Below are 22,983 nucleotides of genomic sequence, written 5' to 3'. Positions count from 1 at the left end.
CCCATGGGCAGTACGAGACCGCACGCGGGACCAGCCGTGCGCTGGGCTCTGCCCGCTGTGTCCCGCCTGACCGTGCTCGTGGCCGCCGCGGCCCTGGCCCTGTCCACGGCCGCGGCGGCGCAGGCCGCGGCACCCGGCGCCCCACCGGCCTGTACGGCGCCGACAGGCCCGTATCAGCGCCAGCTGGAGCAGTACCTGAAGCGGCCTGTGGACGGTGTCCAGTCCCCGGCGGACTGTGCGGCGATCCGCGGGTTCCAGGCCGGGCACCGCATCAGCCCCGCCCGTGGCTACGCGGACCTGGCCACGTACCGGACGCTCCTCGCCCTCCAGGCCCGGCCCCAGCCCGACGCCGCCGGCGCCTGCCCGGTCCGCCCCTACCGGGTGACCTGTGTCGATCTGACCCGGCAGCTGCTGTGGGTGCAGGTGGCAAGGAAGGTGCGCTTCGGCCCGGTGCCCATCCGTACGGGGCGCGACAGCCAGGAGACCAGACCGGGCTGGCACCGGATCTACTGGCGCCACCGCGACCACAGATCCACGCTCTACGGCAATGCGCCCATGCCGTACTCCCAGTTCTTCGACAGGGGGCAGGCCCTGCACGGTCACCCCGGCTCCCTTTACGACGGCGGCGGGTCGGCCGGGTGCGTCAACCTCTCCCTCGCGGATGCGAAGGCCCTGTGGAACCTGCTGCGCACGGGCGACCGCATCTATGTGTGGGGCACCAAACCGGGAACCGCGGGCTGAACACGCGCCCCGGCCTGCTCGCGCACTCGCACACGAAGAAGGCCCGACCTGCTCTCGCAGGTCGGGCCTTGATCAATCAGGGTGAGTGACGGGACTCGAACCCGCGACATCCTGGACCACAACCAGGTGCTCTACCAGCTGAGCTACACCCACCACGACCGGTGGTTCTCCGTGAGGATTCCCTGACCGGCCGAGAAAAAGTGTACAGGGTTCTGAGCGGTGCTCGCGCCAGCCTTTCCCGGCGCCCTACTGCCGGGGGGTGGCAGGGGCCCCTTCGGCGGGCAGGACGTGCCGGAGCGCGATGGTCTTCGCGGTCTCCGAGTCCGGCCCGGGCTGGGGCACGAAGATCGCCTCACGGTAGTAGCGCAGCTCGGCGATGGACTCGCGGATGTCGGCGAGCGCCCGGTGGTTGCCGTTCTTCTCGGGACTGTTGAAGTACGCCCGCGGATACCAGCGGCGGGCCAGCTCCTTCACCGAGGACACGTCGACGATCCGGTAGTGGAGGTACTCCTCCACGAGCGGCATGTCCCGCAGCAGGAAGCCGCGGTCGGTGCCGACCGAGTTTCCGCACAGTGGGGCCTTCCCGGGTTCCTTGACGTGCTCACGTACGTAGGCCAGGACCTGCTCCTCGGCGTCGGCGAGCGTCGTGCCGCCCGCCAGCTCGTCGAGGAGGCCCGAGGTGGTGTGCATCTGCCGCACCACCTCGGGCATGGTCTCCAGCGCCGCGTCCGGCGGGCGGATCACGATGTCCACCCCTTCGCCGAGCACGTTCAGCTCAGAGTCGGTGACCAGGGCGGCCACCTCGATGAGCGCGTCGTTCGCCAGCGAGAGCCCGGTCATCTCGCAGTCGATCCACACCATGCGATCGTTCATGTGTCTTACCCTACGGCGCGCTCCGCGGGCCGGGCAGACTCGGGCGAGCGGATGCGTACGTATCCGAGCTGGGCTTGCCCGTCTCCGCGGGTCCCTGCTCGGCCGGTCCCAGGCCGTTCCCCGCGGCGGTGCGCCTGGTCTGCGGCGGCATCGGGGTCTCGGCAGCGGCGGAGGTCCCGGCGTCCGCGGGCTTCTCGGCCCCCGGCCTGCGGGCCCGGTACGCGGCCCGGTAGGCGGCCGGGGACGAGCCGAGCTGGCGCCGGAAGTGGCCGCGCAGCGCCACGGGCGAACGGAAGCCGCAGCGGCCCGCGACCTCGTCGACCGAGTAGTCGGAGGTCTCGAGCAGCCGCTGCGCCTGCAGCACGCGCTGGGTGATCAGCCACTGCAGGGGAGCGCTCCCGGTGAGCGAGCGGAACCTGCGGTCGAAGGTCCGACGGCTCATGTACGCGCGCGCGGCCAGGGTCTCCACGTCGAACTGCTCGTGGAGGTGCTCAAGCGCCCAGGCGACGACCTCGGCGAGCGGGTCGGCGCCGATCTCCTCCGGTAAAGACCGGTCGAGGTAGCGCTCCTGGCCGCCGCTGCGGCGCGGCGGTACGACCAGGCGGCGGGCCAGCGCGCCCGCGGCCTCGTTGCCGTGGTCCGTGCGCACGATGTGCAGGCACAGGTCGATGCCGGCCGCCGTGCCCGCGGAGGTGAGCACGTCGCCGTCGTCGACGAAGAGCTCCCGCGGGTCCACGTGGACGGACGGGTAGCGCTTGGCCAGCGTCGGCGCGTACATCCAGTGCGTCGTCGCCGGGCGGCCGTCCAGGAGGCCGGCGGCGGCCAGCACGAACGCCCCGGTGCACAGCCCGACGATGCGGGCTCCCTCCTCGTGGGCCCGGCGCAGCGCCTCCAGGGCATCCTCGGGCGGCGGCGAGGTGATCGACCTCCAGGCCGGCACCACCACGGTGCCCGCCCGCGAGATCGCCTCCAGGCCGTACGGCGCGGTGAGTTCGAGACCGCCCGTCGTGCGCAGCGGTCCCTCCTCGCCGGCGCACACCAGCAGGCGGTAGCGGGGCACTCCGGCGTCCTGGCGGTCGATCCCGAACACCGAAAGCGGAATGGAACTCTCAAAGATGGGTCCGCCGCTGAACAGCAGCACCGCGACGATCTCCTTGCGGCGGCGCCCGGAGAGCTTCCGGGCTGCACCCTCCGGTGCGGCAGTGGAGTCGTGGCTCATGCTGCTAAGCCCCCCTCGGTGGTCGCGGCTCCTTGTTCGTGTCGGGCTTGTCGCTCCTGCACGTTTCCCCTCGGTCCTGCACGTGTCCCCCGCCGTAAGACAGTCATGATCGAATCTACTGTGTCCCGTGGTGCCGGCGTGACCAGTTCTACATCCGCCGCTATGTCGACATGGCAACTTGGCGTGAAGCATTCGATCACGAAGCGTTGCATTCCGGGAGCGGGCAGGGAAGTGTGCACAGGCTCCATGGCCGGTCCCCGTAGGGTGCGGAGCCCCTCCGGGGGGCTTTCGGCCCTGGTGGAAAGGGGGTTGGGGAGTGGTTCGGCCAAGGAGGGTCGGTGTGGGCGAAGTTGGCCGAAAAGTGGTGGGGGCGCGTGCGGCTGACCGGAAGTTCACCGGCGTGTTTTGGCCTGTGTGAGGAGCGCGGTGGTGCGCCCCCTGGGCCCACCCTCCCCCATGGCGGTAGCTGGGGGAGGAACGACTCCCGCAACCAGATGGACGCCTGTCCGCCACATGACGGACAAGCGGCTGTACGGGACAGCAACCATTGCCATACGGGCGCGGCTCATGCATGCTCCGGGGAACGCCGTCGCGAGGTCGGCGTGGTCTGGGCAGGAGAGGAGTGCCGCCGTACCCTTGGGGGTATGGGGTTGGGAAGATGATTCCCGGACACAGCTCCGGCGCCAACCACCGTCCCGCCTCGCACATCCTTGACAGCCGACCCTCCCAAGAGGACTCCCTTCGCCGAGACACCCATGGCCGGTCACGAATTCTTCGATCCCGCGGACCGCAAGAGGCAGGTCGCCGATCACACGGTCGATCCCCTCGCGGCAGAGGAAACACGACACCCCTGCGATCCCGCCTTCAAGCACGGCGTCGTCGTCGGCTTCGACGGTTCGACCTCGAGCGAGCGGGCCCTTGCGTATGCGATCGGCATGGCCCGTCGCTCCGGCTCCGGCCTGATCATCGTGCACGTCGCCAACCGGCTGCCGACCACGGTGTGGGCCGGCTGCGAGCCCCCGGTCTTCGTCGACGTCCCGGACCACCGCACCGAGGTGCTCGGCCTCGAGCTCGCCTGTGCGGACTATCTCGCCGAGGTGCCCTGGATCCTCGTCGAGCGCGGCGGCGACATCTGCCACGAGCTCGAAGAGGTCGGCCAGGAGTACGAGGCGGACGCGATCGTCGTCGGCTCCACGCACGGCATCGTCGGCCGCATCTTCGGCTCCGTGGCGGGACGGCTTGCGAAGCGCGCACAGCGCCCCGTCATCGTCATTCCGTAACTTCCCTTCGTCCCAGGTGGGATGCGGCGCGAGCGGTGTCAACCTCCGCTCGTCCGCTGGGAAATCCACTCATGCGCAGAGGTGATTTGTGCCCTTGTGAAGGGTACATACCGGTCGCCGGGCCCACACCGCATCGGGCCGGCGTCACGCAGCACAACTGCACATGAAGGGAGCCCGTTGTGGACAATGACGTCTCTTCGGGAAGCAGCATCTCGACTCTCGGCCATCTCGCCCTCGGTCTCACCCTGTTGGCCTTCGGCCTCGGACATGCCGATGTGATCGACGGCGTGACGGCGTCCGACGCCGTGTCCCTGGCCACCTATGTGGGCGGCGTCGCCCTCTTCGTCGCGGGCCTGCTGGCCTTCCGCGACCGCGACGCGGCCACCGGCACGGCGTTCTCGGTCCTCGGCGCACTCTGGTTCACCTGGGGACTCACGGCAGGCGACCGGGTCTCCGACAACGCGGCGGGGCTGTTCATGCTTCTGTTCGCGCTCGTCGCGCTGAGCCTGACGCTGGGTGCCGCGGGCGGCGGCAAGCTCACCCAGGGCATGTACGGGCTGTTCTTCGTCTCCCTCCTCCTGCTCGCCATCGCGGCCTTCGCGGGCAATGACGCCCTCGCCAAGGCCGGCGGCTGGTTCGCCGTGGTGGCGGGCGCAGCCGCCTGGTACGGGGCGACGGCGGCCCTGGCCCACTGGCCCACATCGCTTCCGCGGCGCGCTGCCGGCCGGGGGGTGACGGCCACCGGCTGAGGCAGCCGTAGGCCGGGGATCGGGCAGCCCCGGCTTCCCAAAAGGAACGACCCCCTGTGTGCTGGTGGCACACACAGGGGGTCGTTTCGCGGGTACGTGACTACTCCACCGTCACCGACTTGGCGAGGTTCCGCGGCTTGTCGATGTCCCGGCCCAGCGCCAACGCCGTGTGGTACGCGAGCAGTTGGAGCGGGATGCCCATGAGGATCGGGTCGAGCTCGTCCTCGTTCTTCGGGACCACGATGGTGCGGTCGGCCTTCTCCTGCTCCTGGTGCGCGACCGCGAGGATGGGGCCGCTGCGGGCCTTGATCTCCTCCAGCGCGGCGCGGTTCTTCTCCAGCAGGTCGTCGTCGGGGACGATCGCGACGGTCGGCAGCGCGGGCTCGATGAGCGCGAGCGGGCCGTGCTTCAACTCCGAGGCGGGGTAGGCCTCGGCGTGGATGTACGAGACCTCCTTGAGCTTCAGGGAGGCCTCACGGGCCACCGGGTAGCCGCGCACACGTCCGATGAACAGCATCGACTTGGCGTCGGCGTACTCGTCGGCCAGCTTCTTGATCTCCTCCTCCTGCTCGAGGATCTCGGCGAGCTGCGCGGGCAGCTTGCGCAGGCCCGCGATGATCCGCTTGCCGTCGGCCACCGACAGGTCGCGGGTGCGGCCGAGGTGCAGGGCGAGCAGCGCGAAGGCGACCGTCGTGTTGGTGAAGCACTTGGTGGAGACGACGCAGACCTCGGGGCCCGCGTGCACGTACATGCCGCCGTCGGCCTCGCGGGCGATGGCGGAGCCGACCACGTTCACGACGCCGAGGACACGGGCGCCCTTGCGCTTGAGCTCCTGCACGGCGGCCAGCACGTCGTACGTCTCACCGGACTGGGAGACCGCGATGTACAGGGTGTCGGGGTCGACGACCGCGTTGCGGTAGCGGAACTCGGAGGCCGGCTCGGCGTCGGCGGGGATACGGGCCAGCTCCTCGATCATCTGGGCGCCGATCATGCCCGCGTGGTACGAGGTGCCGCAGCCGAGGATCTTCACGCGGCGGATCTGGCGCGCCTCGCGGGCGTCGAGGTTGAGGCCGCCGAGGTGCACGGTGGAGAACCGGTCGTCGATACGACCGCGCAGCACCCGGTCCACGGCGTCGACCTGCTCGTGGATCTCCTTGTGCATGTACGTGTCGTGGCCGCCCATGTCGTACGACTCGGCCTCCCACTCGACGGTGGTCGGCGAGGAGGTCGTGCGGGTGCCCTCGGTGGTGTACGTGCGGAAGTCGTCGGCCTTCAGCGTCGCCATCTCGCCGTCGTCGAGGGTGACGATCTGGCGGGTGTGGGCGACGAGGGCGGCGACGTCCGATGCGACGAACATCTCCTTCTCGCCGATGCCGAGCACGACCGGGGAGCCGTTGCGGGCCACCACGATGCGGTCGGAGAAGTCGGCGTGCAGCACGGCGATGCCGTACGTGCCCTCGATCAGGCGCAGGGCGTCGCGGACCTTGTCCTCGAGCTTCTCGGCCTGGGAGCGGGCGATGAGGTGCGTCACGACCTCGGTGTCGGTCTCGGAGAGGAACTCCACACCGTCGGCGGTCAGCTTGGCGCGCAGCTCGGCGGCGTTGTCGATGATGCCGTTGTGGACGACGGCGACCTTGCCCTCGGCGTCCATGTGGGGGTGCGCGTTCTCGTCGGACGGGGCGCCGTGCGTGGCCCAGCGGGTGTGGGCGATGCCGACCGTGCCCTTGAAGCGGGCCGGGACCTTGGCCTCCAGGTCGCGGACGCGGCCCTTGGCCTTGACCATCTTCAGGCCGGCGGTCCTGGGAGCCGTCACGACGATGCCCGCCGAGTCGTATCCCCGGTACTCCAGCCGCTGCAGGCCCTCGAGCAGCAGCGGCGCCACGTCACGTTTCCCGATGTATCCGACGATTCCGCACATATAAGCCGTCCCTCTGTTTCCCCGTGGTCGATGTAGTTGTCGTCCGCGCGCCGATCGTGTGACGGTGTCAGCCGTAGACGATGCGCCGCAGCTGCCGGAGCGAGAGCTCCGGCGGTGCCACCGCGCGGTACTTCAGGTCCGCCCCGATCTGTTCGAAGATCGCCGCGTTCACCAGGCCCTGTGCCTGCAGCTCACGGTGGCGGCGACGAACGTATTCCTCGGTCGTCTCGTCGAAGTAGGCGAGCACGTCCTGGACCACGCGCAGCGCCTCGCCCCGGTTGAGGGGCGTGGACCGCGTCAGATGATCAACAAGTTCGTCGTGCACCCGGTAGATCTTGGGGTACTGGGGGCGGTTTCGCAAGAATTCTGCCCGATATCGGGCAGCGACATGTTGAAACTCTCATGGGTCGCTGTTCGCGCGCTGTCCATCCTGTGTCCTGCGCCACGTTTCCTATGAAGACGATGTTCAGGCGTCATGGACATTCCTCGTATGGGAGTACCCGAGAAGCTGGCCGAGCGTATGAGCATGGCCGAGCAGTATGAGTATCTGCGCGCCAAGTTCTCGCGGCGCTCGATGATCAGGGGCGGCGCCGTCACGCTGGGTGCCGTCGCGGGCGGCGCTTTCGTACCCGGCGCCACGGCCCAGGCCGCCGTCCCGACGCAGCGCACCGCCTCCGCCACCGAGACGGTCGACGGCGCCCTCGTCGCTCCCTTCGGCCGCCACCTGGCCTACGGCAACGACCCGCGCACGGAGATCACCGTCTCCTGGCAGGTCCCGGTCGCGGTGCAGAACCCCTTCATCCGGATCGGCGCCCAGCCCTGGGACCTCTCCCGCAAGATCGAGGCCGAGGTACGCACCCTGTACACCCCGGCCGGTGTCGGCGCGAGCGCCGACCACACGCAGTACTACCTGCACGCCAAGCTCACGAACCTGCGTCCGGGCAAGACGTACTACTACGGCGTCGGCCACGCGGGCTTCGACCCGGCCGAGCCGCACCTGCTCGGCACCCTCGGCACCTTCACCACCGCCCCCGCGGGCACCGAGCCCTTCACCTTCACGGCCTTCGGCGACCAGGGCGTCAGCTACCACGGTCTCGCCAACGACAGCCTGATCCTCGGCCAGAACCCGTCCTTCCACCTGCACGCCGGCGACATCGCCTACGCCGACCCGTCAGGCGCGGGCAAGACCGCCGACACCGGCTTCGACGCGCGCGTATGGGACCAGTTCCTGTACCAGACCGAGTCGGTCGCCAAGCAGATCCCGTGGATGGTGTCGTACGGCAACCACGACATGGAGGCCTGGTACTCGCCGAACGGCTACGGCGGCGAGGAAGCCCGCTTCACGCTCCCCGACAACGGCCCCGACAAGAAGAACCTGCCGGGCGTCTACTCCTTCGTCTACGGCAACACGGCGATCATCTCGCTGGACCCCAACGACGTCTCCTTCGAGATCCCGGCCAACCTCGGCATCTCCGGCGGTACCCAGACCACGTGGTTCGAGGCCCAGCTGAAGAAGTTCCGGGCGTCGGACGACATCGACTTCATCGTCGTCTTCTTCCACCACTGCGCCTACTGCACCTCCACCGCCCACGCCTCGGAGGGCGGTGTGCGCCAGGAGTGGGTGCCGCTGTTCGAGAAGTACACCGTCGACCTGGTGATCAACGGCCACAACCACCAGTACGAGCGCACGGACGTCATCAAGGGCAACGAGGTCGCCAAGAAGCTGCCGATCGGCGGTACGGCGTACCCCGAGACCGAGGGCGTCGTGTACGTGACGGCGGGTGCGGCGGGCCGCAGCCTGTACGCCTTCACCGCCCCGGACTCGTACGAGGGCCACGAGCACGAGGTGGACTCCGTGGCCTCGTTCATCAACCTCAAGGACGGCAAGCAGAACGAGACCGTCGCCTGGTCCCGGGTGCGCTACCTCAACTACTCCTTCCTGCGCGTGGACGTCGAGCCCGCGCCGAAGGGCCGCTACGCCAAGCTGACGGTCTCCGGCATCGCCGAGACCGGTGACCGCATCGACCACTTCACGGTGGCTCGCAAGGCCAAGTAGCCCGCGCGTGCAGCCTGGATTACGCGGCACACACATCCGCAGGCGGTCCTCACAAGTTCTTGAGGACCGCCTGTTTGGCCATGGTGAACTCGTCGTCCGTCAGCACACCGCCGCGGTGCAGCTCGCCGAGCTCGCGCAGGCGGCGCAGCAGGGCGTCATGGTCGTTCTCGGGGGCGGGTACGAGCTGCCTCGGGGCTTGCGGTCCGTCCTGCCGTACATCCGGGACGGGGGCCGCTGCCCCATGCGGGAGCCGGGCCTGTACGGCCGCCGCGACCAAGGCCATCAGCGGGTCCTTCTTGAAGCCCCACAACTCCACGGCGTTGGGGTCGTACTTCGGCGGGGCCTTCGTGGGGGCGTTCTTCACGGTGAAGCGGAGGCAGCCGTTCTCCAGGCCCACCGCGGGATGCCACTCCACGGCCGCGATGTCGGCCAGTGCCAGTGAACGGGGACCCGCGGCCGACTTGGCGTCCTCCGTCTTCCAGTTCCACTCCAGCCGGACGTACTCCCCGTCGAAGCTCGCCGTGCCGTCGCCCGCGGAGACCGACAGCGGTACGGACGGGCCCGGCAGCAGATACGAGCCGACGGCTCCCGACGGCACCTGCTCCAGCAGCAGCGCGTGGCGCACCTCGTCCACGAAGTATTCGGCGACGCCGTACCGGTCGGGTTCGACAGTCAGCTGGTAGGGATCGTCCGACGCCTCCGCGAGCCTGCCGCTCGTCGCCCGCAGCAAGGGATCGGCGCCGTCGCGGAGCCGCAGCCTCAGCCGCCCGGACTTCTTGCCCTGCCCGAAGGAAATACCCGCCAACGCCTGCAGCGGTACGGCGAGTTCACCCAGCGCTCTGCGGAGGAGGCCGACGCCCTTGTCGTGTCCCGGCACCAGCCGCAGTGTCTCTCCGTCGAAGGTCCACGTCCCGTCGCGCTGGATGATTTCCGCCATGGGGCGATTCTGGCATCCGGCCCCCGGCCGACTGGTCTATACCTCTCGACGGGTGCCCCGGAGGACCGTACTCCGGGGCACCCGCCCGTTCATGGGCCGTCAGAGGCCGGATACGGGGTCCTTCAGAGGCCCGCTATGGGGTTCTTCAGGTCGCCCACGAGCTGGAGCGCGCCCGACGGATCGGCCAGGTCCACCATCTGCTTGTTGTTGCGCAGCTGGAGCCGGTTGAGGCAGGACAGCGCGAACTCCGGGGCGAACATGTCGTACTGCCGGAACCTGTCGGCCAGCTGCGGCGCCGACTCCTGGTACTCGCGGGTGACGTCCGCGACCGTCCGCCAGAAGTCGTCCTCCTCCAGGATCCCCTCGGTGGCGAGGTTCGCCGCCAGGAAGCGGAAGAAGCAGTCGAAGACGTCCGTGAAGATCGACAGGAGCTTCTTGTCCTCCGGCACCTCGACGCGGATCCGCTGGACCTCGGGCGGCAGCACCGCGTCCGGGTCCATGACCGCGATCTCCTCGGCGATGTCCTTGTAGATCGCGCGCTGGACCACGCCGTCCTTCAGGACGAGGATCACGTTCTCGCCGTGCGGCATGAAGACCAGGTCGTGGGCGTAGAAGCTGTGCAGCAGCGGGGTGTAGTACGCCCGCAGATAGCGGCGCAGCCACTGCGTGGGAGCCAGCCCCGACTGCTCGATCAGCGCACCGGCGAAGGACGCGCCCGCGTGGTCCACGTGCACGAGCGAGGCCATGGTCGCGAGTGACTCGCCCTCCTGGAGGGACGGTACCGGGCTCTCCCGCCACAGGGCGGCGAGCATCTTGCGGTACGGCGAGTAGCGGTCCGTGGCGGCCTCGTACTCGAGGTGGCGGTAGCCGACCGCCGCCCGCTCGCGGATGATCGACAGGCCCGTCGACTTCAGCGCCGGGTCGTTCTCGATCAGCTGGGCGAGCCAGTCGTTGATCGCCGGGGTCGCCTCCATGTACGCGGCCGAGAGGCCGCGCATGAAGCCCATGTTGAGGACGGACAGGGCCGTCTTCACGTAGTGCTTCCCGGGGTGCGACGTGTTGAAGAAGGTCCGGATGGACTGCTGGGCCAGGTACTCGTCGTCGCCCTCGCCCAGGCAGACCAGGTTCCCCCGGGCGACCTCGGCGGCGAAGGTGACGGTGAGCTTGTTCCACCACTGCCAGGGGTGGACGGGTATGAACAGGTAGTCCTCCGGGGCGAGCCCCTGGTCGCGCAGGATGCCGTGGAACCGCTCGACGGTCGCCTCGCCCAGCTCCTGCCGTACGAACGACTCGTACTCGATCCCGACACCCGCCGTGAACGCCGCCCGCGAGCGGTGCGCGGCCAGCCACACCAGCCGGACCGGGCTCGCGGTCTCGGGGGCGTACGACAGGTACTCGTGGATGCCGAAGCCGAGCCGCCCGTTGTTGGCGACGAAGCAGGGGTGGCCCTCGGTCATACCGGTCTCGACGGCCTGGAAGCCGGAGCGGGCCAGCTCGGCCGACGGGATCTGCGGCTTGGTGAGCTTGTAGCAGGTGCCGGAGAGGGTGGAGGAGATCTCCTCCAGATAGACGGGCAGGATCTCGTCGCTCAGGCCCAGTGTCTTCTTCAGCTCGATGAAGAAGTCCAGGGCGGCGAGCGGGAGTTCGGTTCCATCGCGGTGGCGTGTGATGGATTCGGCATCGACCTGCCAATGGTCGAGAGCGCGCCGGACGGCGGAGAACCGATAGGAGGTGAGCCCGTCGTCACCGCGGACGACGTAACTCTCACCCTCCCGCTCGGGCGCGATCAGCCGCTCGTGCGCGAACTCGGCGATCGCCTTGCGGATCAGCAGGCGGTTGGCCTGCTCCCAGCGCTCGGGGGAGAGATGGGCCACGGCGTCGGCGAGGCTCATGCGCCCACCCCCGTGGCCGTGACGAACTGCTCTCGCGTGCAGAAGCTCAGCAACGCCTTCTTCTCCGGCTTCTGGATCTCCCGTGCGGGCACGAACCCGACGGCCTCGTTCAGGGCGTGCACGGCCTTGTTGCGCACGTCCGGCTCGACGACGACCCGGTGTGTCGCAGGGTCCTCGAAGAGACGGGCTACTACGGCCGTGATGACGGCCTTCGTGAACCCGTGCACCGGCGTGTCGGTGGCCGGGGTCAGGAAGTGCATGCCGACGTCCCCCGGCTCGGGCTCGTACAGCCCGACCAGCTCTCGGTGGGCCGGGTCGTACTTCTCCATGAGGAAGGCGGGCTCGCCGTCGTGCAGCCCGAGGAGGGCGTGGTGGTGCTCGTCGGCCGCGATCTCCATGTACGCCCGCTCGACGTCCTCCAGTTTGGCGTCCTGCATCATCCAGAAGGCCGCCTTGGGATGGGTGACCCAGCCGTGCAGCAGCTCGGCGTCCCGCAGGGGGTCGAGGGGGCGGAAGGTGAAGGCGCCTATGGCGTTGGTCGTGGTGTTCATACCGCAAACTCCTGGAAGGCGATCGTCTTCTCGACCGGGTAGTACTCGGAGCCGAGCAGCTCCCGGATGATGTACGCGTTGCGGTACGCGCCCATGCCCAGGTCAGGGCTTGTGATGCTGTGCGTGTGGACGCCCGCGTTCTGCAGGAACACGCCCCGGCCCGTGGTGTCGATCGCGTAGTTGCGGGCGACGTCGAAGTTGCCCTGCGAGTCGTGGCGCAGCCGGTCGCGGACCGGCTTCAGGAACTCCGGCTCGGCGTACTTGTAGCCGGTGGCGAGGATCAGGCCCTGGGAGCGCAGCTCGTAGTCCTTCTCCTGCTCCTCCTGGCGGAAGGCGAGCGTGTACGTGCCGTCCTCGTGGCGCGCGCTGTTCAGCGAGGAGTTGGTGAGCAGGCGGGTGGGGACCGGGCCGCCGAGGTTCTTCTGGTACAGCAGATCGAAGATCTCGTTGATCAGGTCGCCGTCGATGCCCTTGAACAGGCCCTTCTGCTGGGCCGTGAGGCGGTAGCGGGTCTGCTCCGGCAGCTCGCGGAAGTAGTCGATGTACTCCGGCGAGGTCATCTCCAGCGTGAGCTTGGTGTACTCCAGCGGGAAGAAGCGCGGGGAGCGGGTCACCCAGTTCAGCTGGTAGCCGTGGACGTCGATCTCGCTGAGCAGGTCGTAGTAGATCTCGGCGGCGGACTGGCCGCTGCCGACCAGCGTGATCGACTCCTTGCGCTGCAGTTCCTGCTTGTGCTGCAGATAGCGGGAGTTGTGGATGAAGTCGCCGCCCAGGCCCTGGCAGGACTCCGGGACGTACGGCGGGGTGCCCGTGCCGAGGACGAGACGACGACCGTAGTACGTCTCGCCGCCCGCCGTCCGTACCGCGTAGACCTCGCTCTCGTCCTCGTACACGACCTCGGTCACGGTCGTGTCGAAGCGGATGGAGGAGAGCTTCGAGGCGGCCCAGCGGCAGTAGTCGTCGTACTCGACGCGCAGCGGGTAGAAGTTCTCGCGGATGTAGAAGGAGTACAGGCGGCCCGATTCCTTCAGATAGTTCAGGAAGGAGTAGGGCGACGTCGGGTCGGCGAGGGTGACCAGGTCCGACATGAAGGGCGTCTGGAGGTGGGCGCCCTCCAGGAACATCCCCGAGTGCCACTCGAAGTCCGGCTTGGACTCCAGGAAGACGCCGTCGAGCTCGTCGATGGGCTCGGTGAGGCAGGCCAGGCCGAGGTTGAAGGGGCCGAGGCCGATCCCCACGAAGTCGTGGACGTGGGTGCTGGGCTCAGGAAGCGCGGTCAAGGGACTCTCCCAGGTACTGCTCGGCGTGGCCGGCGATCAGGTCGAGGACCGCGGCGATGTCGGCGGCCGTCGTCTCGGGGTTGAGCAGGGTGAACTTCAGGTAGTGGCGGTCGCCCACCTTGGTGCCCGCGACGATCGCGTCGCCGGAGGCGAACAGCGCCTTGCGGGCGTACAGGTTGCAGCGGTCGATCTCCGCCGGGTCGGTGACGGCCGCCGGGATGTAGCGGAAGACCAGCGTGGACAGCTGCGGCTGGACCACGACGTCGAAGCGCGGGTCGGCGGCCAGCAGTGTCCAGCCCTCGGCGGCCAGGTCGCACACCTCGTCGAAGAGCTCGCCGACACCGTCGGCGCCCATGACGCGCAGCGTCATCCACAGCTTGAGCGCGTCGAAGCGGCGGGTGGTCTGCAGGGACTTGTCGACCTGGTTGGGGATTCGTTCCTGCACCATGCGGCGCGGGTTGAGGTAGTCGGCGTGATAGGTGGCGTGGCGCAGCGTGGCCGCGTCCCGCACCAGGACGGCACTCGAACTCACGGGCTGGAAGAAGGACTTGTGGTGGTCGACGGTGACGGAGTCGGCGCGCTCGATGCCGTCGAGGAGCTCCCGGCGGGTGGGGGAGACCAGCAGGCCGCAGCCGTACGCCGCGTCGACGTGCATCCAGGTGCCGTACTGGGCGCACAGCTCGGCGATCTCGGGCAGCGGGTCGATCGAGCCGAAGTCGGTGGTGCCGGCGGTCGCGACGACCGCCATGGGGACCAGGCCGCCCTGGACGCAGCGCTCCAGCTCATGGGCGAGCGCGAGCGTGTGCATGCGCTTGTCCTGGTCGCAGGGGATCGCGACGACCGCGTCGGGGCCGAGACCGAGGAGTTTCGCGGACTTCTTCACGCTGAAGTGGCTGACCTCGGAGGCGAAGATGCGCAGCCGCGCGGTGTTGTCGGCCTTGGCCTCCTCGCGGGCGAGCAGCAGCGCCTGGAGGTTGGACTGCGTACCGCCGCTGGTGAACACGCCGTCGGCGGCCGGGCCGAGGCCGATGCGCTCGGCGGTCCAGTCGATGAGCTTCCGCTCGATGAGGGTGCCGCCCGCCGACTGGTCCCAGGTGTCGAGGGAGGAGTTGACGGCGGACAGGACGGCCTCGCCGAGCACCGCCGGGATGACGACCGGGCAGTTGAGGTGGGCGAGGTAGCGCGGGTGGTGGAAGTAGACGGCGTCCCGGAGGTAGACCTCCTCGAGCTCGTCCAGGGCCGCGGTCGTGTCGCCCAGCGGCCGGTCCAGGTCGATCCTGTCGATGCCGGGGGCGAGGGCGTCGACCGTGACGCCGGTGAACGGCCGGTCGGTGGTGGCGAGTTTCGCCGCCACCCGCTCGACTCCTTCGGTCACGGAGCGGCGGTACCGCTCCGCGGTCGTGTCATTGAGCAGGTGCGAGCGCATGGGGGGTCCTCCGGACGGCTCAGGACAAGGGGCGGGGTCGCGACGTATGACTTAGGTTAGCCTAACCTAAGTTGACGTGCGACCCCGCCCCACCTGTGGCTTTGTGGCCGATTTCCGTGCCTGGGTTGTTGATTGGCGCGATTACGCCTGCTCGCGCAGCTGTTCCTCCGTCAGGCCGCGGCGCCAGTAACCGACGAAGGTGACGCGCCTGCGGTCCATCCCGCGCTCGCGCACCAGATGGCGGCGCAGCGCCTTCACGCATCCGGACTCGCCCGCGATCCAGGCGTAGGAGGTGGTGGCGTGCGGTAGTTCGGCGGCCCTGAGGGCGTCGAGGGCCATGAGGGGCCCGTCGGCGCAGCGCTCGCGCTCGTCCCGCACAAGCCAGGTGATGCCCGCGTCGGCCAGGGTGTGCAACTCAAGGCGGTCCGCGGCGTGCTGGACCTCCAGCCAGACGCGCGCCCGGGTGCCGGGCGGCAGCGACTCCAGGATGGCCGAGGCCGCGGGGAGGGCCGTCTCGTCCGCCCACATCACGACGAGGTCGGTGTCGGCGGGCGGCCGGAAACGCACCGCCGTGTTGTCGGCGATCGCCGGGCCGAGGACCAGCACGCGGTCACCGGCCCGGGCGCCTGCCGCCCAGCGAGAGGCGGGGCCGGCCGGGGCGGCGGCCCCGGGCTCCACCCCGTGCAGCGCGAAATCGATGTCGATCTCGTCGACGCCGTCCGGGGCGCGGCGCTGGGCGCGCACCGTGTACGACCGCATCACCGCCCGCACGTCGTCGGGCAGTTCACGCCAGGCGTGCCACCAGCTGTCGCCGGCCTCCAGCGGCACGACGGGCTCGGGCTGCCCGGGGTGCGGCAGGAAGAGCGAGAGGCTCTGGTCGCGGCCACCGGAGGCGAAGGCGTGCGCATCGGGGCCGGTGAACGTGACACGGACCATGGACGGGCCGAGCCGCCTCGTCCGTACGACGTGAAGTGCGAAGAAACGGAACGGGGCGGCCACGGCTGTCGTCATCTCGGGCTCCTGGAGCGTCGATGAGGTTCTTTATGAGGTTGGACTGCGGTGGGTGGAGCGGGGGTCAGCTGACCTTCTTCGCCGTCTCGATGGCCTTCGCGAGGTTCTCGAGGATCGGCGCGCACTTGTCGTAGGACAGGATCGGCTCGGGCGTACGGGCGATGACCTGGCCGGCCTTGACGGCGGGCAGCTTCTTCCAGGTCGCCTCGGTGATGTCGGCCGGCTGGATGGCCGACGTGCGGTCGTCCATGATGATGATGTCGGCCTTGTACTTGTCGACGTTCTCCCAGCTCAGGTTCTCGAACCAGCCACCGCTGGCCTTGAGGGCCTTCGCCGACGGCTCGACGATGTTCACGCCGAGGGCCTTGAAGTACTCGAGGTCGATGGAGAGGTTCGAGCCGGAGACGTAGAAGATGTCCTGGCTCGCGGAACCGGCCAGCACCTTGATGTCGGGGTGGGCCTTGGCGGCCGTGCGCAGCCGGGCGGCCGCGTCCTCGAAGCGCTTCTTCGCCGCGGTGATCTTCTCGGACTTCACGTCGGCGCCGAGCGACTCGGCGAGCGCGAGCATGCGCTGCAGCGGCTTGTCCATCTGGCGGTCGTAGACGGAGATGCCGACGCTCGGGGCCAGCTTGAGGATCTTGTCCTTGGACTCCTCGGGGACGTACCAGAGGGTGCCCGCGTCGTCGAACATCGTGGAGATCAGCACATCGGGGGAGAGGCCCGCGTACTTCTCGATGTTGAACTCGCCCCAGGTGTTGCCGAGGATCGTGACCTTGCTGATGTCCAGGTCGCCGGCCTGGACGTCGGCCTTGCCGTCCTTGGTCTTGGTCGGGCCGAAGACGCCCTTGACCTCGACGCCGTAGTCGTGGAGGGCGGCCGCGACACCGGTGAAGGCGACGATGTTCGCCGGGGTCTTGTCCAGCTTCACGGTCGTGCCGCGGTCGTCCTTGAACGTCCAGGGGCCGGACTTCTCGGCCGCCGTCGTCGCGTCCGAGCTGCCGCTTTTCGCGTCGGTGTCGCCGCAGGCGGTCAGCAGTGCGCCGAGGCCGAGGGCACCGCCCGCGGCCAGGATGCCGCGGCGGGAGAGGTGGGAGACACGAGCGTTGGGCATGGGTCGGCTGCTTTCGTGACGGGGCGTAGCGCCCCCCGGACAAGGTCGAAGGTAGGTTAGCCTAACCTCATCACTTGTCCAGGGGGCGGGTCGCCTCCGTCTCGCGGGCCGGGTCCCGTCCCGGTGTGTCAGCCCGCGAGCCCCAGTTCGCGGGCGATCAGCATCCGCTGGACCTCGCTTGTGCCCTCGCCGATCTCGAGGATCTTGGAGTCCCGCCACATACGGGCCACCGGATACTCGTTCATGAAGCCGTAGCCGCCGTGGATCTGGGTCGCCTCGCGGGCGTTGTCCACGGCGATCGTCGACGAATAGAGCTTGGCCAGTGCCGCCTCCTTCTTGAACGGTTCGCCGCTGATCAGGCGCGATGCCGCGTCCCGCCAGGCGAGCCGGGCCGTGTGGGCCTTCATCTCCATGTCGGCGATCTTGAACTGGACGGCCTGGTTGGCACCGATCGGGCGGCCGAAGGCGTGGCGTTCCTTCGCGTACTTGACGGACTCGTCCACGCAGCCCTGCGCCAGGCCCGTCGCCAGCGCCGAGATGGCGATGCGGCCCTCGTCGAGGATCCGCAGGAACTGGGCGTAGCCGCGGCCCGGTTCACCGAGCAGGTTCGCCGCCGGGACCCTTACGTCGTCGAACGCGAGCTCCCGGGTGTCCGATGCGTTCCAGCCGACCTTCGAGTACGGCGGCGCCACCGTGAAGCCCGGGGTGCCCGACGGCACGATGATCGACGAGATCGACGGCTTGCCGTCGTCCGTGCGGCCGGTGACGGCCGTGACCGTGACCAGGCCGGTGATGTCCGTCCCCGAGTTGGTGATGAAGCACTTCGTGCCGTTGATCACCCAGTCGTCCGTCGTCTTGTCCAGGACCGCGGTGGTGCGGGTCGCGCCCGCGTCCGAGCCGCCGTCAGGCTCGGTCAGGCCGAAGGCGCCCAGGATCTCGCCCGAGCAGAGGCGGGGCAGCCACTCCTGTTTCTGCGCCTCGGTGCCGTAGCGGAAGACCGGCATCGCGCCCAGCGAGACCCCGGCCTCCAGCGTGATGGCGACGGACGAGTCCACGCGGGCGAGCTCTTCGAGCGCGATCCCGAGCGCCAGATAGTCGCCGCCCATGCCGCCGTACTCCTCCGGGAACGGCAGGCCGAACAGACCCATGCGGCCCATCTCGCGCACGATCTCGTACGGGAACTCGTGCCGCTCGTAGAAGTCGCCGATCTTCGGGGCGACGACGTCGTGTGCGAACTCCTCGACCGTGCGGCGGAGTTCCTCGTGTTCCGGCGACAGCCGGTGGTCGATCGTCATGCTGACGACTCCTTGTGGGAGAGGGCACGCACCGTGCGGGACGGGCTGGGCCGGCTGAGGTGGGCGGCCATCCACACACTGGTGGCGGTGAGACGGCCGAGGTCGACCCCGGTCTCGATGCCGAGGCCGTGCAGCATCCAGACCAGGTCCTCGGTGGCGAGGTTCCCGGTGGCGCTCTTCGCGTACGGGCAGCCGCCGAGGCCGCCCGCGGAGGCGTCGACGGTGGTGACGCCGTGCTGGAGCGCGGCCAGCGTGTTGGCGAGGGCCTGGCCGTAGGTGTCGTGGAAGTGCACGGCGATGGCGTTCGTCGGTACGCCCTCCTCGTTGAGCTCGGCGAGGAGGGTCTGCACATGGCCGGGGGTCGCGACGCCGATGGTGTCCCCGAGGCTCAGCTCCTCGCAGCCCATGTCCATCAGCGACTTGGCGACCCGGACGACCTGGTGGATGGGGACGGGGCCCTCCCACGGGTCGCCGAAGCACATGGAGAGATAGCCGCGGACATGGGCCTTCTCCGCCCGTGCCCGTTCGACCACCGGCTCGAACATGGCCAGGGACTCGTCCACCGTCCGGTTCAGATTGGCCTTGGCGAAGGACTCCGTGGCGCTGGCGAAGACGGCGACACGGCTGGCGCCGAGCGCGAGGGCCCGGTCGAGGCCGCGCGCGTTCGGCACGAGCACGGGCAGGGCGACGCCTTCCAGGTCCCGTATGAGCGGGAACAGCTGCTCGGCGTCGGCCAGCTGGGGCACCCACTTGGGGTGCACGAAGCTGGTGGCCTCGATGGTGGTGAGGCCCGACTCCGCCAGGCGGCGGATGAAGTCCGCCTTGATCTCGGTGGGCACGGCGGACTTCTCGTTCTGCAGCCCGTCGCGCGCACCCACCTCGTGGATCCGCACCCGCGCGGGCAGATCCTGGGCCGGGACGGCCATGGGCAGTCCGGCTGCGGTCATGACGCCACCTCCTCGGGTGCGGATGACTTCTCGTGCGACTCGTCCACGGGGGCCGACGTGGCGGCTGGGGGCGGCGGCTCCGCGGCCGAGGGCGATTCCTCGGCGGACGAGCCGTGATCAGGGGGCTCGTGCGGGTCGACCACCGCCAGCACCTGGTCCATGGCGACGGTCGAGCCGGGCACGACGTCCAGCTCTCTGACCGTGCCGGCGTGCGGGGCGGAGATGACGTGCTCCATCTTCATCGCCTCGACCACCAGCAGGCTCTGACCCGCGGTCACCTCGTCGCCCACGGAGACCTTCACCACCGTGACCGTGCCCGGCATGGGCGCCGTGAGCGAGTCGGCGCCCGAGAGGGCGGCGCCGGTCAGTGCGGCGGCCACCGGGTCGTGGTCCCGCACGTGCCAGGCGTCGGCGTCCCGGCCCAGCCAGTCGCCCGCCCGGTGGAAGGCGTGCCGGATGCCGTCGAGGGTGACCGTGACGCGGCCGGGCTCGACGGTGTGGGTGCCCCGCGCGACGTACTCGACGGGGTCCAGGCCCGGGAGCTGCAACCAGTGCCTGACCGGCGCCGGTTCACCGCCGAGCCGCCAGCCGCTGGGCACCGAGAAGGGGTCGGTCCAGCCCCCGCCCCGGGGTTCGAGCGCCGCCTGGCGGACCGCCGCCGCGGCCTCGTACACCTCGTCGGGCACCGACTGGTCCACGAGGGCGTCCGTCTCGCGCTCCACCAGGCCGGTGTCCAGGTCGCCCGCGACCACGGCCGGATGGGCCAGCAGCCGGCGCAGGAACCCGGCGTTCGTCTGCACGCCCAGGGTGACCGTCCCGGCCAGGGCGGCCCGCAGTCTGCGCAGTGCCGTGGCCCGGTCGGGTCCGTGCGCGACGACCTTCGACAGCATCGGGTCGTAGAGGCTGCCGACCTCCGTGCCCTCGCTGAGCCCCGAGTCGGTGCGGACCCCGTCGCCCTGGGGCTCGTGCAGCGCGAGCACCGTGCCGCCCGAGGGCAGGAACCCGCGCGCCGGGTCCTCGGCGCAGATGCGGGCCTCGACGGCGTGCCCGTCGAGCCTGATGTCCTCCTGCCCGTACGGCAGGTGTTCGCCCGCCGCGATCCGCAGCTGCCACTCGACCAGGTCCAGGCCGGTGACGAGTTCCGTCACCGGGTGCTCGACCTGGAGGCGGGTGTTCATCTCCATGAAGAAGTACGAGGAGGGGTCGCCGCCCGGGACGATGAACTCGACCGTGCCCGCGCCCTCGTAGCCGCAGGAGCGGGCCGCCTGGACGGCCGCCTCACCCATTGCCGTGCGCGTCTTGTCGTCCAGGAGGACGGACGGCGCCTCCTCGATGATCTTCTGGTGGCGGCGCTGCAGCGAGCACTCGCGCTCGCCGAGGTGGATCACATGGCCGTGCGCGTCCGCCAGGACCTGGATCTCGATGTGCCGGGGCCGGTCGATCCAGCGCTCCACGAGCAGCGTGTCGTCACCGAAGGAGGCGCGGGCCTCGCGACGGGCGGCCGCGATCTCGTCCAGCAGCGCGGACTCGACGCGGCTGAGGCGCATGCCCTTGCCGCCGCCGCCCGCCGACGGCTTGAACAGCACCGGCAGGCCGATCTCCCGGGCGGCCTCGGCGAGCTGGGCGTCGTCAAGTCCGCTGCCCGACGAGCCCGGCACGACCGGCACCCCGGCCTCCTGCACGGTCTCCTTGGCGCGGATCTTGTCGCCCATCAGCTCGATCGCGGAGGAGGGTGGTCCGATGAAGACGAGACCCGCGTCCGCGCAGGCCCGGGCGAAGGCCGCGTTCTCCGCGAGGAATCCATATCCCGGGTGCACCGCCTGGGCGCCCGTGCGACGCGCCGCGTCCAGCAGCCGCTCCACCGAGAGATAGCTCTCGGACGCGGGTGGCGGACCGATCCGTACGGCCGTGTCCGCTTCCCGTACATGCCGGGCGCCCGCGTCGGCGTCGCTGAAGACGGCCACCGAGCGCACACCGAGGGCCCGGAGCGTACGGATGACGCGGACGGCGATCTCGCCCCGGTTGGCCACAAGAACCGTGTCGAACATTCCCACCCTCACATCCGGAAGACGCCGAAGCCGGCGGCGGTCGAGTCCCTCTCGGGAAGCGGGGCGTTGGCGCAGGCGGTCAGGGCGAGGCCGAGTACCTGCCGGGTCTCCAGCGGGTCGATCACGCCGTCGTCCCACAGCCGCGCGGTCGCGTAATAGGCATTCCCCTGCGTCTCGTACTGTGCACGGATCGGGGCCTTGAAGGACTCCTCGTCCTCGGCGGGCCACTCCTCGCCGCGCGCATCCAGCTGGTCCCGCTTGACGGTCGCCAGCACGGACGCCGCCTGCTCACCGCCCATCACCGAGATCTTGGCGCCGGGCCACATCCACAGGAACCTCGGCGCATACGCCCGGCCGCACATCGAGTAGTTGCCCGCGCCGTACGACCCGCCGATCACCACGGTCAGCTTCGGGACGCGTGTGCAGGCCACAGCCGTGACCATCTTGGCGCCGTGCTTGGCGATGCCGCCCGCCTCGTAGTCCCGGCCGACCATGAAGCCCGAGATGTTCTGCAGGAAGACCAGCGGGATGCCGCGCTGGTCGCACAGCTCGATGAAGTGGGCGCCCTTCTGCGCGGACTCGGAGAACAGGATGCCGTTGTTGGCGACGATCCCCACCGGATGGCCGTGGATCCGCGCGAAGCCGGTCACCAGCGTCTGCCCGAACTCCGCCTTGAACTCGGCGAAGCGAGAGGCGTCGACCACGCGCGCGATGACCTCCCGTACGTCATAAGGGGTGCGGGAGTCCACCGGCACCGCCCCGTACAGCCCGGCCGGGTCCGCCTTCGGCTCCACGGCCGGCTCGACCGGCCAGGGGAGCTCCCCGCGCGCGGGGAGGGTCGAGACGATGGTCCGCACGATGCGCAGCGCGTGCGCGTCGTCCTCCGCCAGATGGTCCGTCACCCCGGAGACCCGTGAGTGGACCTCGCCGCCGCCCAGCTCCTCTGCCGTGACGACCTCGCCCGTCGCGGCCTTCACCAGCGGCGGGCCGCCCAGGAAGATCGTGCCCTGGTTGCGGACGATCACGGCCTCGTCGCTCATCGCGGGCACATACGCGCCGCCCGCCGTGCAGGAACCGAGCACGGCCGCGATCTGCGGGATCCCGGCGCCCGACATCCGCGCCTGGTTGTAGAAGATCCGCCCGAAGTGCTCCCGGTCCGGGAAGACCTCGTCCTGCATGGGCAGGAAGGCGCCGCCCGAATCCACCAGATAGACACAGGGCAGGCGGTTCTCCAGGGCCACCTCCTGGGCGCGCAGGTGCTTCTTCACCGTCATCGGGTAATACGTGCCGCCCTTGACCGTCGCGTCATTGGCGACGATCACGCACTCGCGGCCCGACACCCGGCCGATCCCCGCGATCACCCCCGCCGCCGGGGCGTCCCCGCCGTACATCCCGTACGCCGCGAGCGGGGCCAGCTCGAGGAACGGCGAACCCGGGTCGAGCAGCGTGTCCACGCGGTCGCGCGGCAGCAGCTTGCCGCGCGCCACATGGCGGGCGCGAGCCCGCTCGCCGCCGCCGAGCCGGGCCTCGGCCAGCCGGGAGCGCAGCTCCTCGCCGAGTGCGCGGTGCGCCGCCTCGTTGACCCGCCAGGCCTCCGAGGCGGGGTCCGCCCCGCTCGTCAGCTCCGGTGCCTCGTGCATCGCGTCGAG

Annotated in this window: 19 protein-coding genes and 1 tRNA gene; 4 read left to right on the top strand and 16 right to left on the bottom strand. The window is 69.8% G+C overall.

The features are described 5' to 3' along the window. Nucleotides 1–3: 3 nt before the first annotated feature. Nucleotides 4–741, top strand: coding sequence for a L,D-transpeptidase family protein (locus tag ACWD4J_RS09660; RefSeq protein ID WP_451394777.1), 738 nt, complete (start codon nucleotides 4–6; stop codon nucleotides 739–741). 80 nt (nucleotides 742–821) lie between these two features. On the opposite strand, the gene ACWD4J_RS09655 is transcribed toward ACWD4J_RS09660, so the two are convergent. The 3 genes from ACWD4J_RS09655 to ACWD4J_RS09645 form a co-directional block, all read right to left on the bottom strand. After that, a tRNA-His gene (locus ACWD4J_RS09655) sits at nucleotides 822–894 on the bottom strand. Nucleotides 895–987: 93 nt separating this feature from the next. Then, on the bottom strand, nucleotides 988–1,614 hold the full coding sequence (orn, locus tag ACWD4J_RS09650; RefSeq protein ID WP_451394776.1) for an oligoribonuclease: 627 nt from the start codon (nucleotides 1,612–1,614) through the stop codon (nucleotides 988–990). A gap of 10 nt (nucleotides 1,615–1,624) precedes the next feature. Beyond that, nucleotides 1,625–2,833, bottom strand: coding sequence for a helix-turn-helix domain-containing protein (locus ACWD4J_RS09645; protein ID WP_451394775.1), 1,209 nt, complete (start codon nucleotides 2,831–2,833; stop codon nucleotides 1,625–1,627). 755 nt (nucleotides 2,834–3,588) lie between these two features. Between ACWD4J_RS09645 and ACWD4J_RS09640 the strand changes: the two genes are divergently transcribed. Next, a complete protein-coding gene (locus ACWD4J_RS09640) occupies nucleotides 3,589–4,113 on the top strand; it encodes a universal stress protein (RefSeq protein ID WP_451394774.1) in 525 nt (174 codons plus the stop codon). Nucleotides 4,114–4,292: 179 nt separating this feature from the next. Further along, nucleotides 4,293–4,862, top strand: coding sequence for a GPR1/FUN34/YaaH family transporter (locus ACWD4J_RS09635; protein ID WP_451394773.1), 570 nt, complete (start codon nucleotides 4,293–4,295; stop codon nucleotides 4,860–4,862). 100 nt (nucleotides 4,863–4,962) lie between these two features. On the opposite strand, the gene glmS is transcribed toward ACWD4J_RS09635, so the two are convergent. Together glmS and ACWD4J_RS09625 are read right to left on the bottom strand one after the other, a co-directional pair. After that, complete coding sequence (gene glmS, locus ACWD4J_RS09630) at nucleotides 4,963–6,780, bottom strand: glutamine--fructose-6-phosphate transaminase (isomerizing) (protein ID WP_451394772.1); 1,818 nt, start codon at nucleotides 6,778–6,780, stop codon at nucleotides 4,963–4,965. A 67-nt stretch (nucleotides 6,781–6,847) separates the two neighbouring features. Continuing rightward, nucleotides 6,848–7,105 carry a hypothetical protein gene (locus tag ACWD4J_RS09625; RefSeq protein ID WP_451394973.1) on the bottom strand — a complete coding sequence of 86 codons (258 nt, stop codon included), beginning with the start codon at nucleotides 7,103–7,105 and terminating at the stop codon, nucleotides 6,848–6,850. 165 nt (nucleotides 7,106–7,270) lie between these two features. On the opposite strand from ACWD4J_RS09625, the gene ACWD4J_RS09620 reads away from it, so the two are divergent. Continuing rightward, a complete protein-coding gene (locus ACWD4J_RS09620; protein ID WP_451394771.1) occupies nucleotides 7,271–8,836 on the top strand; it encodes a purple acid phosphatase family protein in 1,566 nt (521 codons plus the stop codon). A gap of 49 nt (nucleotides 8,837–8,885) precedes the next feature. On the opposite strand, the gene ACWD4J_RS09615 is transcribed toward ACWD4J_RS09620, so the two are convergent. The 11 genes from ACWD4J_RS09615 to ACWD4J_RS09565 form a co-directional block, all read right to left on the bottom strand. Beyond that, complete coding sequence (locus ACWD4J_RS09615; protein ID WP_451394770.1) at nucleotides 8,886–9,773, bottom strand: DUF4429 domain-containing protein; 888 nt, start codon at nucleotides 9,771–9,773, stop codon at nucleotides 8,886–8,888. 122 nt (nucleotides 9,774–9,895) lie between these two features. Next, the gene (locus ACWD4J_RS09610; protein ID WP_451394769.1) at nucleotides 9,896–11,665 is read right to left on the bottom strand and encodes an IucA/IucC family protein; all 1,770 of its coding nucleotides are present in this window, start codon (nucleotides 11,663–11,665) and stop codon (nucleotides 9,896–9,898) included. After that, nucleotides 11,662–12,216: a GNAT family N-acetyltransferase gene (locus ACWD4J_RS09605; protein ID WP_451394768.1), complete on the bottom strand. Its 555-nt coding sequence runs from the start codon at nucleotides 12,214–12,216 to the stop codon at nucleotides 11,662–11,664. The genes ACWD4J_RS09610 and ACWD4J_RS09605 overlap by 4 nt, the downstream gene beginning before the upstream one ends. Beyond that, on the bottom strand, nucleotides 12,213–13,496 hold the full coding sequence (locus tag ACWD4J_RS09600; RefSeq protein ID WP_451394767.1) for a lysine N(6)-hydroxylase/L-ornithine N(5)-oxygenase family protein: 1,284 nt from the start codon (nucleotides 13,494–13,496) through the stop codon (nucleotides 12,213–12,215). Before ACWD4J_RS09600 ends, ACWD4J_RS09605 begins: the two co-directional genes overlap by 4 nt. Beyond that, on the bottom strand, nucleotides 13,480–14,922 hold the full coding sequence (gene desA, locus ACWD4J_RS09595) for a lysine decarboxylase DesA (RefSeq protein WP_451394766.1): 1,443 nt from the start codon (nucleotides 14,920–14,922) through the stop codon (nucleotides 13,480–13,482). Before desA ends, ACWD4J_RS09600 begins: the two co-directional genes overlap by 17 nt. Before the next feature lie 141 nt (nucleotides 14,923–15,063). Further along, nucleotides 15,064–15,933 carry a siderophore-interacting protein gene (locus ACWD4J_RS09590; protein WP_451394765.1) on the bottom strand — a complete coding sequence of 290 codons (870 nt, stop codon included), beginning with the start codon at nucleotides 15,931–15,933 and terminating at the stop codon, nucleotides 15,064–15,066. 64 nt (nucleotides 15,934–15,997) lie between these two features. After that, complete coding sequence (locus ACWD4J_RS09585; protein WP_451394764.1) at nucleotides 15,998–17,044, bottom strand: ABC transporter substrate-binding protein; 1,047 nt, start codon at nucleotides 17,042–17,044, stop codon at nucleotides 15,998–16,000. 128 nt (nucleotides 17,045–17,172) lie between these two features. Then, entirely contained in the window at nucleotides 17,173–18,333 is a 1,161-nt protein-coding gene (locus ACWD4J_RS09580) for an acyl-CoA dehydrogenase family protein (RefSeq protein ID WP_451394972.1), read from the bottom strand. A 2-nt stretch (nucleotides 18,334–18,335) separates the two neighbouring features. Beyond that, on the bottom strand, nucleotides 18,336–19,286 hold the full coding sequence (locus tag ACWD4J_RS09575) for a hydroxymethylglutaryl-CoA lyase (protein ID WP_451394763.1): 951 nt from the start codon (nucleotides 19,284–19,286) through the stop codon (nucleotides 18,336–18,338). Then, the gene (locus tag ACWD4J_RS09570) at nucleotides 19,283–21,334 is read right to left on the bottom strand and encodes an acetyl/propionyl/methylcrotonyl-CoA carboxylase subunit alpha (protein WP_451394762.1); all 2,052 of its coding nucleotides are present in this window, start codon (nucleotides 21,332–21,334) and stop codon (nucleotides 19,283–19,285) included. The genes ACWD4J_RS09575 and ACWD4J_RS09570 overlap by 4 nt, the downstream gene beginning before the upstream one ends. Before the next feature lie 8 nt (nucleotides 21,335–21,342). Next, a complete protein-coding gene (locus ACWD4J_RS09565) occupies nucleotides 21,343–22,974 on the bottom strand; it encodes a carboxyl transferase domain-containing protein (RefSeq protein ID WP_451394761.1) in 1,632 nt (543 codons plus the stop codon). Nucleotides 22,975–22,983: the final 9 nt, after the last annotated feature.

The organism is Streptomyces sp. NPDC002577, from assembly GCF_053594815.1.
This window is presented reverse-complemented; position numbering and strand designations above follow the sequence as displayed.

Excerpts from the sequence above, each read along its gene's own strand:
- ACWD4J_RS09605 (WP_451394768.1), bottom strand. The coding sequence starts at position 12,216 with ATGAACACCACGACCAACGCCATAGGCGCCTTCACCTTCCGCCCCCTC.
- ACWD4J_RS09570 (WP_451394762.1), bottom strand. The coding sequence starts at position 21,334 with ATGTTCGACACGGTTCTTGTGGCCAACCGGGGCGAGATCGCCGTCCGC.
- ACWD4J_RS09620 (WP_451394771.1), top strand. The coding sequence starts at position 7,271 with ATGGGAGTACCCGAGAAGCTGGCCGAGCGTATGAGCATGGCCGAGCAG.
- ACWD4J_RS09645 (WP_451394775.1), bottom strand. The coding sequence starts at position 2,833 with ATGAGCCACGACTCCACTGCCGCACCGGAGGGTGCAGCCCGGAAGCTC.
- ACWD4J_RS09575 (WP_451394763.1), bottom strand. The coding sequence starts at position 19,286 with ATGACCGCAGCCGGACTGCCCATGGCCGTCCCGGCCCAGGATCTGCCC.
- ACWD4J_RS09590 (WP_451394765.1), bottom strand. The coding sequence starts at position 15,933 with ATGACGACAGCCGTGGCCGCCCCGTTCCGTTTCTTCGCACTTCACGTC.
- ACWD4J_RS09610 (WP_451394769.1), bottom strand. The coding sequence starts at position 11,665 with ATGAGCCTCGCCGACGCCGTGGCCCATCTCTCCCCCGAGCGCTGGGAG.
- glmS (WP_451394772.1), bottom strand. The coding sequence starts at position 6,780 with ATGTGCGGAATCGTCGGATACATCGGGAAACGTGACGTGGCGCCGCTG.
- ACWD4J_RS09615 (WP_451394770.1), bottom strand. The coding sequence starts at position 9,773 with ATGGCGGAAATCATCCAGCGCGACGGGACGTGGACCTTCGACGGAGAG.
- ACWD4J_RS09565 (WP_451394761.1), bottom strand. The coding sequence starts at position 22,974 with ATGCACGAGGCACCGGAGCTGACGAGCGGGGCGGACCCCGCCTCGGAG.
- desA (WP_451394766.1), bottom strand. The coding sequence starts at position 14,922 with ATGCGCTCGCACCTGCTCAATGACACGACCGCGGAGCGGTACCGCCGC.
- ACWD4J_RS09640 (WP_451394774.1), top strand. The coding sequence starts at position 3,589 with ATGGCCGGTCACGAATTCTTCGATCCCGCGGACCGCAAGAGGCAGGTC.
- ACWD4J_RS09585 (WP_451394764.1), bottom strand. The coding sequence starts at position 17,044 with ATGCCCAACGCTCGTGTCTCCCACCTCTCCCGCCGCGGCATCCTGGCC.
- ACWD4J_RS09660 (WP_451394777.1), top strand. The coding sequence starts at position 4 with ATGGGCAGTACGAGACCGCACGCGGGACCAGCCGTGCGCTGGGCTCTG.
- orn (WP_451394776.1), bottom strand. The coding sequence starts at position 1,614 with ATGAACGATCGCATGGTGTGGATCGACTGCGAGATGACCGGGCTCTCG.